The organism is Prochlorococcus sp. MIT 1314 (assembly GCF_034093315.1).
Lineage (GTDB): Bacteria > Cyanobacteriota > Cyanobacteriia > PCC-6307 > Cyanobiaceae > Prochlorococcus_A > Prochlorococcus_A marinus_Y.
The window spans coordinates 1,222,692-1,236,427 of record NZ_CP139300.1; the positions used below are offsets into that span (position 1 = coordinate 1,222,692).

Genomic DNA, 13,736 nt, shown 5'->3' on the forward strand with positions numbered 1-13,736 from the left:
TTTAAATTTATACGTCAGAATGATACAAAGTTATTTATGAGTTTGTCTAACAAATCTGCTAATAAGAATCGTCCTAATTCTGTTCCAAGCGAACGGTTGTGGTTAAGGTCAGAACTGATGGGTACCCAAGTCATAACTACTGATACTGGGAGACGTTTAGGTGTAGTTGGTGAAGTTGTTGTCGATATTGACAGAAGAGAAGTGGTGGCTTTGGGTCTTAGAGATAATCCGCTGACAAGATTTTTACCAGGCTTACCTAAATGGATGCCCTTAGAAAGTATAAAGCAAGTTGGAGATGTCATATTAGTTGACTCCTTAGATTCATTAAGTGAAGGTTTTTCTCCAGAAAGATATGGAAAGGTAATTAATTGTCAAGTGATTACAGAATCTGGACAACTTTTAGGTAGAGTTCTTGGGTTTTCTTTTGATATCGAGACTGGGGATTTGATTTCTCTTGTAATGGGTGCAGTTGGTGTTCCCCTGTTAGGTGAGGGAGTTTTAAGTACTTGGGAAATTCCTGTTGAGGAAATAGTCAGTAGTGGTACAGATAGGATTATTGTTTATGAAGGTGCTGAAGAGAAATTGAACCAATTAAGTAGTGGACTACTTGAGAAACTTGGAGTAGGAGGTTCTGCATGGGATGACAGGGAAGGAAATGGTTACTCAGCAAATCTTGTACCAGTTGAGAATCAGCTATTATCTGGTTCGGAATTAGAACAACAAAATAATTTGGTTGAAGAATATGAAGAAGAAGTTGTTGAACAAGATGATTATGAAGATGAAAATTATGAAGATGAACTTGAATATGTTGAAATTAAGGGCTCCTCAGGAGAAATTAACAATAGAAAAAAGCTATATATGGAAAATGATTATCCTGTTTCGATCGAGAATCCAAATAGTGTTAATCAAAATGATGAAGAAAAGAATATTGATTTTAAACAAAAGAGTCAATCAAATACTAGTTTGGCATCGAAAAGACCAATTCAAAATGCAATAGAAACTTTAGATATTGAACCATTAGATGAACAAAATTTAGTTCCAGATAATAAAAAATCAGAAAATTTTGAAATTGATGATCCCTGGTAATTGTCAAAGTTTTTTTATTGAATTAACAATCATAGAAGCAAGTTTTTTTGCAGCACCTTTATCTCCTCTTTCTTGACGTAAATTATCATTTATCAATTTTAATTCATCCCTATTTTGAATTAGAAACAATGCTTCTCGTGCAATTTCTCTAGGGGAAAGATTTCCTATTCTTTCAGGGACAATCATTTTTTTAGCTTTAATATTTGGCCAAGCAAAAAACTTCTTTTTTTTAAAATATAAAAATTTAATTATAAAAGTAAGGAATCTATTTATGAATGAAATTTTGCCAATTAAACCAAAAATTCCATCCCAAGCATTCATCATATTTAAATGTTGAGTTGGTAGAACAACTAACATTGGAAGAGAAATTGCTGCTAACTCTGCAGTATTTGCTCCTACAGTTGTAATCGCAAGATCACATTCTTTTAATATTTCATAGCAAGGGTGTTTTTCGATTAGATAAATTCTTGTATTTTTCGATGTTTCAATTACATAATCAAAACAAGAGTCTTTGATTTTTTGAATTGTTTTGATTTTTGATGAGTAATATTTTGCAATTGGATTTTTTTTGCTTTGAAAAAATAAATATTCATTTTTATCAGTGGTTGGGGCAATGGGAATTATAAGATTTATATTTTGATTTTCTTCAGCTATATGATCTGCAATTTCTAAGAAGAAAGGAATTCCAATAGAGAGCTTTGCTTTTTTAGAACCAGGCAACAATGCAATATAGTGTTTTTCTTTATTTTTTAATGATATTTCACTATTAAGTTTGATATCTGCCATCAAATCACCAATGATTTGACATTTATATTTATATCTTTTAGGAATTAACTCTTTTACTTTTAAATTCATAGCAGCAATTTTGTTTGTCCATTGAGGCCATCGAGAAATCCATTCAGCATAAGTGATATTTAGATAACCTAATCTTTTAGATAGTAAAATGCTCCAAAATTGATCCCCACCAAGGAAAATAACTACCCCTTTTTTGGGCCAATTCGCAAAAGAACGTGGCTTTATTAATAATTTCCAAAAACTTTTGGACGTTGTAATTAATTCGAATTGATTCCATGAATTTGCAACTAAATATTCTTTACCAGTGGCATTTGGGCAAGGAACAAGGACTAACCTAAGAGTAAAATCGAGTTTATCGTCATCACATAAAGATTTATTTATTTTGTTAAGCTCATCCACTACAGGACTTACCCATGTAGCTAATTCACCAGGACCATTAGAAACTATAACTACTGCAACTGATTTTTTTTTCATTGCAGTTGAACCAGAATACATTAAATGCGGACGGCGAGACTTGAACTCGCAAGGCCTAAGCCACACGCTCCTTAGACGTGCGCGTCTACCAATTCCGCCACGTCCGCAAAGGGTTTTCAAGCACCGGAGGATACCTAAACCTTAAAGATATAATACATTATTGACTGAAATAAGGATGTAGTTCTAAAAGAGAATTTTTGAATATGGTGAATTATTTTTCTATTGCATAAAACAAATATTTATACATATATAACGTTCTAGGTTGTATTGTAAAAAATGTCCTCTGATCACTAAATAATTTTTGTTAAATACTTTGGCAAAGAATTTTTTGTTTTAAGTCATTTTCATTTCTTCAATTTAATTTTCATAATGGTTGAAAAAGTTTTAATTGCTAATCGTGGAGAAATAGCTTTACGAATTGTCAGAAGTTGTAGAGAACTAGGTATTGCAACAGTTGCAGTTTTTAGCACCGTAGATAAAAAAGCATTACACGTTCAGCTTGCTGATGAAGCGGTGTGCGTTGGAGACTCGTTAAGTAATAAGAGTTATTTAAATATTCCAAATATACTTGCTGCTGCTACATCGAGAGGAGTTGATGCCATTCATCCTGGTTATGGATTTCTGGCTGAAAATGATAAATTTGCTGAGATGTGTAAGGATCATGGCATAGTTTTTATTGGCCCATCTCCAAAAGCTATTAGATCTATGGGAGATAAATCTACAGCTAAAGAAACTATGGAAGCAGTAGGAGTTCCAACAGTACCTGGGAGTAAAGGCTTGTTATCAAATGTTGATGAGGCTTATAAGTTGGCAGATAATATTGGCTATCCGGTAATTATTAAAGCGACTGCTGGAGGAGGTGGAAGAGGCATGAGGTTGGTTGAAAATGCTGATAATCTTGAAAAAATGTTTAAAGCAGCTCAGGGTGAAGCAGAAGCTGCTTTTGGTAATGATGGTTTATATATGGAGAAATTCATAAAGAAACCAAGACATGTAGAAATTCAAATTTTGGCGGATAGGTCGGGTCATGTTGTTCATTTAGGAGAGCGAGATTGTTCTGTACAAAGAAGACATCAGAAATTATTGGAAGAGTCTCCAAGCCCTGCAATTAATACTGAACTAAGAAAAAAAATGGGAAATGCAGCAATTTCTGCTGCAAAAAGTATCGGTTACGAAGGAGCTGGAACAGTTGAATTTTTAGTTGATGATGATGATAATTTTTATTTCATGGAAATGAATACTAGGATTCAAGTTGAACATCCTGTAACTGAAATGGTTACAGGAGTTGATTTAATAGCTGAGCAAATTAAAATTGCAAGCGGCGCAAACTTGGAATTTAATCAGGATGATATTCATTTAAATGGTCATGCCATTGAATGTAGAATCAACGCTGAAGACCCTTCTCATAATTTCCGACCATCACCTGGAAAAATAACTGGGTGGCTTCCTCCTGGGGGTCCTGGTGTGAGAGTGGATAGTCATGTTTATACTGGTTATGAAATACCCCCATTTTATGACTCATTAATCGGTAAATTAATAGTCTGGGGAAAGGATCGTAATACTGCAATTAAACGTATGAATAGGGCTTTAAATGAATGCGCAGTAACCGGTATTCCTACAACAATTAACTTTCATCTAACCTTACTTAATAAAGCTAAATTTAAGGAAGGTAAAATACATACAAAATATGTAGAAGAAGAATTATTACCAAATTACTGAGGACTAATGAAATAATCTCTATGAAATATGAGTATGCAATGCAAGTTTTATAAGTCCTTGTTGACCAACTAAAATTTCTCTTAAAAAGCTTATAACTCCAATCCAAATTACGGGTCCAACATCAACTCCTCCAATAGGAGGAATTAATTTTCTTGTTAAATTAAGAATAGAGGTTGATGGTATTGAAATTAATAACCATAAACCTTTACTTAAATCAATTTTTGGATACCAAGTAAGAATTAATCTTATTAAAAAAACTATAGTTAGATATGATAAAGAAATTCCTAAACTAACATCTAAAATTTGGAGAGAGTTTACAAGCAAGGAAATCACAATTATTTAATTCATCTTAATAAATAACCCATTGAAACGTATTTAATTCGTATTATAAATTGAGAATTTAATATTTAAAAAGTGTTTCAAATCTCAAATTTATCACTAGTTGCAGATTTTTCTGCTGAAATTGCAAATAATTCCGCGGTTGGAATGTTAGGTAGTTTTGTTGCTGCAGCTCTACTTATCGTTATTCCAGCTTCTGCTTTTTTGATTTTTGTTAGTCAGAAAGATTCCCTCGATCGTACTTCTACTGGAAGACGCTAGTTTTTGTAGAAGTTTTAAGTACACTATATATATAGGGTGATTTAAGTATCCCTTTAAAAAATAAATTTTGGAGAAAGAATGTGGTCAATGCTAGTCTCAATTGGGCCAGTATTGTTGGTATAGTTCTCGCAGTATGTGGTGGAGGCCTGTATTTCTTAAGGTCTTTTAAACCTGCATTGGCAAGAGATTATGATGTTTTCTTTGCAGCAATAGGGCTTCTCTGCGGAGGAATATTATTTTTTCAAGGCTGGAGATTAGATCCTATCCTTCAGTTTGGTCAGTTTTTGTTAGCAGGAACCACAGTTTTTTTTGCATATGAGAGTGTGCGATTAAGGGGAGTTGCTACTGATCAAGCTAGAAGGTCATCATATTTTGATGATGATCCCATTTCTGATGTGCCCAGAAATTCTAGAGGGCGATTTGATGATGATTACGATAGGTTTGAAGAATCTGAACGACCAGCAAGAAGATTTAAACCTCAAGAAGATGAATTTGAAGAAGATTATATGGAGGGGAGAGCTCGTAGAAGGAATATTTCAAGAGCTATACCTTCTGCCGCTGCAAGTAGAAGCAGGCCATCTAAAAGAGAACCAAATCAGTTTGAAAATGACGAACCTATAAGAAGAAGGCAGACTACTGGAGATAGAAATAGTAATCAATTAGAAAGAAATAACTTTGGTGAGAGACGAAATTTATCTCGCAATGAAGTTAAAACAGGATCAAGACCTAGAATGAATCGGCAAGTTTCTAGACAAGATAATATTTCTACTCCTGATAATTCTTCTCCAGTAGGAAAGAAACCTACAAGATCTTCTATTAGGCGCCAAACTTCAAAAGCTCAAGTAGAAGATGCTTCATTCAAAGATGCCAATCAAGGGAAAAGACCTCGTGAGACTCGTAGAGTAAGCTCTTCAGCTAGATCAAGTTCAAATCAAAATGGTAGATATACCGTTGGAACAAACAAAAAGAAACCGAGAGATAACAGTTCTAGATTTGATGATTAATTATAAGATTCCTGCCCATTTTAAAAACGATTGTTGACTAAATAATTCAATTAGTATTATTGCTAGGAATCCGATCATTGCAAATCTCCCATTAGTTTTTTCAGAATAACCACTCCATCCGAATTTATATTCATCTTCAATACCTATTGATTTTTCATCTACTTTATTGTCTCCATTTTGTTCATTGATGTAATTTGCATCTTTCTGCTTTTCTATAGAACTCTCATTCTCTAAATTAGTGACTTCTGAGTTAGTTTGTTCTTCTTTAGAATTCATTTTTTTTGTTAATCCTTAAAATTATACTTATCAGAAGTAACTAATTTCCAGCCTCCTTGTCCATTTAATTCTAAAATATTTTCATGAAAATCTTTTAAGCTAGGCCTATGTCCAACACTAATAAGAGAAAGTTCTCGTTCCTTTAGTAAATTATATAGTTTTTTTTCAGTGTCAATATCTAAAGCACTTGTTGCTTCATCAAGTACTGCAAATCTTGGAGAATTTAGTAGTAGTCTAGCAAAAGCTAATCTTTGTTGCTCGCCTAGAGAAAGAATTCTTGGCCAATCTTGTTTGATATCAAGATTAGGATAACGATCCACTAAGGTTTTTAAATTTACTTCATGAAGTACAGAAGTAAGATGTTCATCACTAAATTTCTTAACTTCTGTGGGATAACATAATTGTTCCCTTAAAGAACCTAGTAACATATAGGGTTTTTGAGGTATGAATAACAATTCCCCAATTTTTGGTTTTTTAATTACTCCATGATCTGGTACCCATAAACCACTAATCATTCTTAGTAAAGATGTTTTTCCACATCCAGAGGGTCCTACAACCAAAAGTGATTGATTATTGTCGATGCTCAAATTTAAATTTTTAATTATTGTTTTATTTGATCCTGGTGGGCAAAGGTCAGCATTATTAATTAAAATTGCGGGATAATCTGAAATAACGTTTTGATTGCTTATAGGGTTAGTTTTACTAATGGATTCTACTTTTGACTGGAATCCTTCTAATCTGCCGATCCCAGCAGTAAATTTTGCAAGTTCCTCTATTTGATTAACAATGAAAAATAACGAACCTTCTACCATTCCAAATGCAAAACTTGCCTGAATAAAGCGCCCATAATCAATATCACCTTTAAAGTAAGGGATTGCCATTATTAAATATGGAAAGAAATTTCCAGCATAATTAATGGATCTTCTCATGACGTCAATTATTACTCTCCATATAATCAGTAAATTGAAGTTTCTCACCACTTCTCCCAATCGCCTTTCAGTTTCACTTTGCTCAGGATTCTCCCCAGAGTAAAAGGCTATTGATTCAGCATTATCTCTGATATGTACTAAGCCATATCGAAAATCTGCTTCGTATCTGAGTTGATCAAAGTCTATCTTTACAAGATTTTTACCGGCAATTAAAAGGATAGAAGTTGCAAATGCAGCATAACCAAATAAAGAAAAAGTAAGTGTTGTACTAATACTCCATAAAATAAGAATATTGAGTGAAAATGTTAATAGTGCATCAAAAATACCTAATGTAAAAGACAGACTTTGTCCTGTAAAAGCTCGGGTATCATCTGTGATCCTTTGATCAGGATTATCAACATCAGTTTGTTCTTCATCATTAGGATTTAATTGGTAATAAGCTTTATTAGTCATATAATCTTTGACTAAACTTTTTGAAAGCCATTCTCTCCAAATTATTCCTAATTTATATGTAAAAAATATTTGGGAAACACGTATTGGTAGAGCTACAGCGAAACAGCAAGCGTAAATCCCCAATATCCTATAAAATCCCTCTTCTTGTTTTTCTACTAAAGCATTTGTTAAATCTCTTGCTATAAATCCTATTCCTGCGTTTATTCCGTTTACAGCTAAAAGCATTAATACAATTATGGCAAGAAATAACCAGTGTAACCATCTACGGTTTTTTAATTGACGTCTCAAGCTAAAAAAGCTTCCTGATCCAATTAGAAATAAAGCAGAGAAAAGCAATCCCCATCTGCCAGCCCAAATTGAATTGACAGTATTGACTACTCCTCCAAAATACTTTTCAAGAAAAATAGGTTGAAAGCTTTCAAAAAAACTTATTATTCCTGTAAGACCGACAAGCACTACTCCACCAACACAAAATAAAAGAGATATTAAAAGCCATATAAATTGAAATCCATTACATTGATCTATTGGGAGAAAAAATGGTTGGGATAACTTCCTTAATTTTTTTAATTGGTACAGTATTTTGGATTTATTTTTAACGGTTTTATTCATTATTAGACAAGTTTTATGGAAAATTATATCTTTTAGAAGTCTATTGACCAAAACCAATAAATGAAAGTGCCCAGTCAGGTAAATTTAAGTAATTCAAAATAGATGCATCAAACTCATGTACCTTTGGAAAAGATTTATCTAATGCCCACCATACTAGAAAAGGTAAGTTAAATAAAATTTGCAATTGCCATTTATAAGTTAAAATGTTCCAGATTTTTTTTAACTTACTTTTAAGTGATTCATCTAATTCTTCCCAGTTTTTTGAGATTAAATTCAATAAATTTTTGGGTTCTGTCTTTATGGAATCTGGTGTATTCATGTTTCTTTTTACTTATTTATAACCCATAAATATTTATTTCGAGAGTTTTAACCTGGGGGCCAATTCATTTTTCTTCCAGATAAAAAATGAATATGTAAATGAAAAACTGTTTGTCCCGATTCTGCTCCAGTATTAATTACTGTTCTCCAAGTAGTTAAATTTATTTCCTTAGCTATTTTGCTACCTACAAATAGTAAATGACCTAATAAATTTTCATCTTCTTCAATACACTCCAATAAACTTATGATTGGCTTTTTAGGAATCACTAAAAAATGTACTGGAGCTTGTGACTGGATATCATTAAATGCAATGCAAAACTCATCTTCATAAAGCTTATCGCAGGGAATTTCCTCATTAATTATTTTTTGGAATATTGTAGTTTCAGTCATTAAATTAATTAATAGAAATAACGTCTTTTTCGTGGAACCCTTCTTTTAAAAGTTCTTTTTTTAAATCATCTTTTGATGTAACTCTATCAACAAATAATATTCCATTTAAGTGATCCATTTCGTGTTGAATACACCTAGCGAGAAGTCCATCTGCTTTCATTTTACGTGGTCTCCCCATTTCATCTCTAAATTTTAATTTTATAGTTGATGGCCTTACAACATTCAGATATATACCGGGAATACTCAAGCAACCTTCTTCGTATGAATTAAGGGTTGTCCCATAGTCTGTAATTTCTGGATTAATTAATATTAAAGGTTCTGCCGCTGAATCTTCAAAATTTACATCTATGACAAGAAGCTCTTTGTTAATGCCAATTTGAGGTGCAGCAAGTCCAATTCCTTTGGCTGCATACATGCTTTGAAGCATTTCTCTAGCAAGTTTTCTAATAGATTCATCAACCTTAGTTATTCTTTTGGAATTTTGTCTTAAAACATCATCACCAAGTTTATAAATTTCTAGAGATGGCTTACCTGTTTGTTCTTTTGCAATTTTTTCCGCGTCCTCGTTTCTTCTTGACTTTTTTGCAAGTTGTGAAAAATGGTTTGCCACGTTAATAAAAAAGTTCTTAGTAAAGAGTCTAGCTATAAAAATACTAGCATTTTAATTTCCTTTCTTTATAGTTTTTAAATGAGTAATGATGATAGCCTAAAAGTTAGGCAAAATGTATCTAAAGAAAGCTTTGAAGGAATTCACTATTATTAGGAATACCATTTTTTGGATTGATATTGTTGGTGAAGGTCAAAATCAAGATGCTATTTTTGCAAGACCATTTAATGAGAAAGATGCATTTCCTCAAAAATTAACTAGTAAAAAATATAATATTAAAAATAACTTTCATGGATATGGAGGTAAATCTTATACATGTGTAGATTTTAAAAATAATTTTTATTTGATATGGATAGATCAGTTTTCAAAGGCAGTATGGTTTCAAATCTTTAAAGAAATATCATCAAATGATAGAAGTCAAAATAAATATCTTGATACAGTTCAAGAACCTAGACAACTTTCTAAATCAATTGAGGGAAATTTTGATTCTTCATTTGTTATTTCTGAAAAAAATTTTTTATATGGTATTTGCGAAATAAATAATAGAGATTATTTATTTTCTTTAAACTTAAAAAACACTAAACAAGATATTAATTTAATAAAAAAATTTAAAAATTTCGCCGGAGATTTATCTTCAAATAATTCTGCCAGCTTAATGTCTTGGATCGAGTGGGATTCTCCATATATGCCCTGGGAAAAAAATGAGCTATTTTTTGCTCAAATAGACTTTAATGGAGAGATAAAAAAAATAAAAAAATTCTCAAATAACCTAGTTAATGCCCACAAAAATGTTTCTTTTTTTCAACCTCATTGGATAAGTGAAAACCTTTTAGTATGTTCTGAAGATAGTTCTGGATGGTGGAACTTATTGTTTCTAGATGTAAGTGAAATTGAAAGTATTTTTATTAAGAAAAGAGTAGAAAGAAATATGATTGAATATGGAGCGCCGCAATGGGTTTCTGGAATAACATTTTTTTCAGGAACTATCAAAAATTTATTTTGTTTAGCAAAAAAAGAAACTAATTTTATTTTGGAACAATATAAAGATCTTGTATGTGTTAAAGAATTGTCTACTCCCTTTACTGAAGTAAGTGATTTTAGTGTTTTTGAGAAGAAAGTTGTTTTAAAAGGTTATGGATCTGATTTTTTGGAAAATTTACTTGAAATTGATTTTACAAAAAAAGTTTCATCCAATTTTTTTGAGGCAATAAATTTTGAATATATAAAATATTGCTCAAAACCTGAATCTTTTTGGTTTAAAGGTTTTGAAGATAAATCTACTCATTCTTTTCTGTATAAGCCGCTTATTGAAAGATTTAGAAAACCACCGCTTTTTGTTAGAGCACATAGCGGGCCAACTTCATTTTTTGATGGCTCCTATAATTCTGAAGTTCAATATTGGACTTCCAAAGGATTTTTTGTTGCTGAAGTTAATTATGGAGGATCATCAGGTTTTGGAAAAGTTTATAGAGAGAGGTTGAACTATAAGTGGGGTATTGTTGATTCTTATGATTGCAAAGCACTAGCGCTTGAATTACTTAAACTTGATCTAGTTGATAGTGAAAAAGTAGTAATTTTTGGTAATAGTGCTGGTGGACTCACGGCTCTCAATTGCCTATCATATGGGTCTATTTTTACGGCTGCAATTTGTAAATATCCTGTTATTGATCTCGAGGATATGCATTACAACACCCATAGGTTTGAAAAAGATTATTTAAATTCTTTGGTAGGAGATTATGCAAAAAACCATGATGATTATGTAAATAGATCCCCTATAAATAAAATTAATAAAATAAAAAAACCCATCTTATTGTTTCATGGAAAAAAAGATTCAGTTATCTCCTATAAGCAATCTTTAGAAATTCAAGAAAAATTGATTCGAAACAATAAATATTCAGAAGTTATTTTTTTTGAAAATGAAGGTCATGGGTTTAAAAATATTGAAAATAAGGAAGTAGTAATGCAAAAATCGCAGGAATTTTTAAAAAATGCTTTGAATATTTAAGAATTTATTTTTAGAAAATTAATAGTCTCTTTTAATTTTTCTATAAATATATCAATTTCTTCTTTATTGGTTGTGAAATTCATGCTAATTCTAGCTGTCGATTTAATTCCAATGTATCTGTGGAGAGGCTGACAGCAATGATGCCCACTTCTAATACAAATTCCTTTCGAATCAAGAATTTCAGCGATATCGTTTGAATGTATTCTTTTTATATAAAAAGTAGCAAGTGATGCTCTGTCAGGATCCATCTCTGGAGATGGACCGATGATTTCAATGTCTTCTAATTGATTTAATTTTTCAAATAAGTATTTAGTAATAGATTTTTCATATTGATGAATCTCTTGCAAACCAATAGCATTTATATAGTTTATTGCCTCTGCAAGACCTATAGCTTCTGCAATAGCAGGAGTTCCAGCTTCAAATTTGTGGGGGAGTTCTGCCCAGGTACTTTTCTCTTCAAAAACATCTTGAATCATTTCCCCACCTCCAAATAGAGGAGGAATTTTTTCTAGAATTTCTTTTCTTGACCACAAGAAACCGATACCGGTTGGACCACATAGTTTATGTCCTGAACCCGCCAAAAAGTCTATATCAAGATCAATCACATCCATTTTTTGATGTGCTAAACTTTGACATGCATCTAGTAGAACTAAAGCCCCTTTTTGCTTAGCTAATTTAGTTATCTCTTTGATTGGATTACAGCAACCTAGGGTATTGCTTACATGTACGAGGCTAACAATCTTTGTTCTCAGTGTTAATTTAGATTTGAAATCGTTAATATCTAATTTCCCATTTTTATCTATACCGATAAATTTTAATTTGCATTTATTTTTTGCTGCAACCATTTGCCAAGGAACAATATTGCTGTGATGTTCCATTATTGATAAGAGAATTTCATCATTTTCTTTTAGTGAAAATTCACCCCATGATCTCGCAGCGAGGTTGATTGCTTCAGTAGCATTTCTTGTGAAAATTATTTCTTTTGTTGAAGTTGCATTTATAAAATTACTAATTACAAATCTTGCATTTTCAAATTCTTCTGTTGCTTTTGCACTTAATTGATGCGCACCTCTATGAACATTTGCATTAAAGTTTCTGTAGTATTCATCAATTTTCTTTAAAACTTGTACAGGTTTTTGAGTGGTCGCAGCATGATCTAAATAAATGATTTGCTCATTATTGTTTGAATTCTTATTTAAAAGAGGAAAGTCTTTTTTGGTTATTTCAGGAAAATTCTTAATAGTTTCCATTAATTCTCATTCAAAAGTTTATCAAGCAAATCCCATCTATCTTTTGAAACAGGAATAAATGAAATTATTTCTTTAAAGAAAGAACTTAATTGTAGTTTATTTGCTTCTTTTAATGTGATACCTCTTGTCCTCATATAAAAAAGTTCTTCTTCATTTAATTGTGAAATCGTAGCTCCATGTTTGCATTTGACATCATCAGCAATTATTTCTAATTGGGGTTTAGTATCTATTTGTGCAAGATTTGATAAAAGTAAATTTCTGCTTAATTGAGAAGCATCAGTTTTCTGTGCGATTTTCGGAACGATTATTGAACCATCAAATATTGCATGGGATTTATCGGCAGCTAGTGATTTGTTGATTTGATCAAGAAATCCATTTGGACCATTAAAGTCTATTTTTGTATAAGTAGATATTTGTTCATCTTTTTTTGTTATTTGCATACCTTTAATATTGGTTTTAGCGTTCCCTTTAGCTTGTTTTATGCGAATTTCAAATCTTGCATAATTAAATTTGAAATGTAAAGATCCTAAGTTGTATTCGCTATTATTTTGTTGAATTACATTGAGAGAATTTAATAGATTTGATTTTTCTTCACCGTAGGAAACAAAACCATGATTTACATAACTATTTTCTTCTAAACAAAAGAATGTTGATTGAGATAAAGAAGAGTTTTCTTTACCAAGATTTACTTGTAATAATTCAACATTACAATTCTTTTCTACAAACATAACTAAAGTTTTTGCATTTAAAGAATCATTTGATGCATGACTAAAGATTTCAATAGGAGGAATTCTTGATCCTTTTATTTTCAGTCCTAAGACATTCTCCTCAGAACTTAAAGTAAGATTTAGGAGGTCACTCCAATGTTCGTTTTCATCAAAAAAAGATATCTTTTGCTTGATGTATTTTTCTAATGTATCTTTACTTAATTGCTGTATTGAATAATTTTTATCTTTTATTGAAATTTGGCTATCTCCCCCAATTACTAATCTGATAATATTTGTGGAATTATGAAAATAGGGGAAATCAAATTTCTGATCTTTTTTAAAGGTTGAGTAATCTAAAAAGTTGGAAAGTTTTGAGCGATTTGAAAGTCTCCATAGCTCACTTTTTGGATTAGGTAGTGGGTTTGATTGTAATTTATTAAGACAAATTTTTTGTATCTCTGTTGGATTATCAATTAATTTATTGTTTTTTATTTGTTCAATAATTTCCATTTAT

General features: G+C 31.4%; 14 protein-coding genes and 1 tRNA gene. 5 read left to right on the forward strand and 10 right to left on the reverse strand.

Going from position 1 to position 13,736, the window contains the following annotated elements; translation table 11 throughout:
• Window positions 1-36: 36 nt before the first annotated feature.
• Complete coding sequence (locus SOI86_RS06900; protein WP_320681100.1) at window positions 37-1,086, forward strand: PRC-barrel domain-containing protein; 1,050 nt, start codon at window positions 37-39, stop codon at window positions 1,084-1,086.
• Window positions 1,087-1,089: 3 nt separating this feature from the next.
• On the opposite strand, the gene SOI86_RS06905 is transcribed toward SOI86_RS06900, so the two are convergent.
• Both SOI86_RS06905 and SOI86_RS06910 read right to left on the reverse strand, forming a co-directional pair.
• On the reverse strand, window positions 1,090-2,376 hold the full coding sequence (locus SOI86_RS06905; protein WP_320681101.1) for a glycosyl transferase: 1,287 nt from the start codon (window positions 2,374-2,376) through the stop codon (window positions 1,090-1,092).
• Between the two features lie 4 nt (window positions 2,377-2,380).
• Window positions 2,381-2,462 (reverse strand) — tRNA-Leu (locus tag SOI86_RS06910).
• A 262-nt stretch (window positions 2,463-2,724) separates the two neighbouring features.
• Between SOI86_RS06910 and accC the strand changes: the two genes are divergently transcribed.
• Entirely contained in the window at window positions 2,725-4,074 is a 1,350-nt protein-coding gene (gene accC, locus SOI86_RS06915; RefSeq protein WP_320681102.1) for an acetyl-CoA carboxylase biotin carboxylase subunit, read from the forward strand.
• 18 nt (window positions 4,075-4,092) lie between these two features.
• Here the strand turns inward: accC and SOI86_RS06920 are convergent, their stop codons facing one another.
• Entirely contained in the window at window positions 4,093-4,398 is a 306-nt protein-coding gene (locus SOI86_RS06920; protein WP_320682511.1) for a YggT family protein, read from the reverse strand.
• 90 nt (window positions 4,399-4,488) lie between these two features.
• Here SOI86_RS06920 and psbX point away from each other — a divergent pair, with 90 nt between their 5' ends.
• On the forward strand, window positions 4,489-4,674 hold the full coding sequence (gene psbX, locus SOI86_RS06925; RefSeq protein ID WP_320681103.1) for a photosystem II reaction center X protein: 186 nt from the start codon (window positions 4,489-4,491) through the stop codon (window positions 4,672-4,674).
• Between the two features lie 80 nt (window positions 4,675-4,754).
• Window positions 4,755-5,678: a Ycf66 family protein gene (locus SOI86_RS06930; RefSeq protein ID WP_320681104.1), complete on the forward strand. Its 924-nt coding sequence runs from the start codon at window positions 4,755-4,757 to the stop codon at window positions 5,676-5,678.
• On the opposite strand, the gene SOI86_RS06935 is transcribed toward SOI86_RS06930, so the two are convergent.
• From SOI86_RS06935 to def, 5 genes are read right to left on the reverse strand one after another with little or no spacing between them, the layout of a single operon-like run.
• Window positions 5,679-5,954 (reverse strand): chlorophyll a/b-binding protein, encoded by a 276-nt coding sequence (locus SOI86_RS06935; protein WP_320681105.1) that lies wholly within the window; start codon window positions 5,952-5,954, stop codon window positions 5,679-5,681.
• A gap of 8 nt (window positions 5,955-5,962) precedes the next feature.
• Window positions 5,963-7,945 (reverse strand): ABC transporter ATP-binding protein/permease, encoded by a 1,983-nt coding sequence (locus tag SOI86_RS06940; protein ID WP_320681106.1) that lies wholly within the window; start codon window positions 7,943-7,945, stop codon window positions 5,963-5,965.
• A gap of 40 nt (window positions 7,946-7,985) precedes the next feature.
• Window positions 7,986-8,264 carry a hypothetical protein gene (locus SOI86_RS06945; RefSeq protein ID WP_320681107.1) on the reverse strand — a complete coding sequence of 93 codons (279 nt, stop codon included), beginning with the start codon at window positions 8,262-8,264 and terminating at the stop codon, window positions 7,986-7,988.
• 47 nt (window positions 8,265-8,311) lie between these two features.
• Entirely contained in the window at window positions 8,312-8,653 is a 342-nt protein-coding gene (locus tag SOI86_RS06950; protein WP_320681108.1) for a histidine triad nucleotide-binding protein, read from the reverse strand.
• A gap of 4 nt (window positions 8,654-8,657) precedes the next feature.
• Window positions 8,658-9,263, reverse strand: coding sequence for a peptide deformylase (gene def / locus SOI86_RS06955; protein WP_320681109.1), 606 nt, complete (start codon window positions 9,261-9,263; stop codon window positions 8,658-8,660).
• A gap of 112 nt (window positions 9,264-9,375) precedes the next feature.
• On the opposite strand from def, the gene SOI86_RS06960 reads away from it, so the two are divergent.
• Entirely contained in the window at window positions 9,376-11,265 is a 1,890-nt protein-coding gene (locus SOI86_RS06960; RefSeq protein ID WP_320681110.1) for an alpha/beta hydrolase family protein, read from the forward strand.
• On the opposite strand, the gene SOI86_RS06965 is transcribed toward SOI86_RS06960, so the two are convergent.
• Together SOI86_RS06965 and SOI86_RS06970 are read right to left on the reverse strand one after the other, a co-directional pair.
• Entirely contained in the window at window positions 11,262-12,515 is a 1,254-nt protein-coding gene (locus SOI86_RS06965; RefSeq protein ID WP_320681111.1) for a SufS family cysteine desulfurase, read from the reverse strand. The two genes, SOI86_RS06960 and SOI86_RS06965, sit on opposite strands and share 4 nt — an antisense overlap.
• Window positions 12,515-13,732 (reverse strand): SufD family Fe-S cluster assembly protein, encoded by a 1,218-nt coding sequence (locus tag SOI86_RS06970; RefSeq protein WP_320681112.1) that lies wholly within the window; start codon window positions 13,730-13,732, stop codon window positions 12,515-12,517. Before SOI86_RS06970 ends, SOI86_RS06965 begins: the two co-directional genes overlap by 1 nt.
• Between the last annotated feature and the right edge of the window lie 4 nt (window positions 13,733-13,736).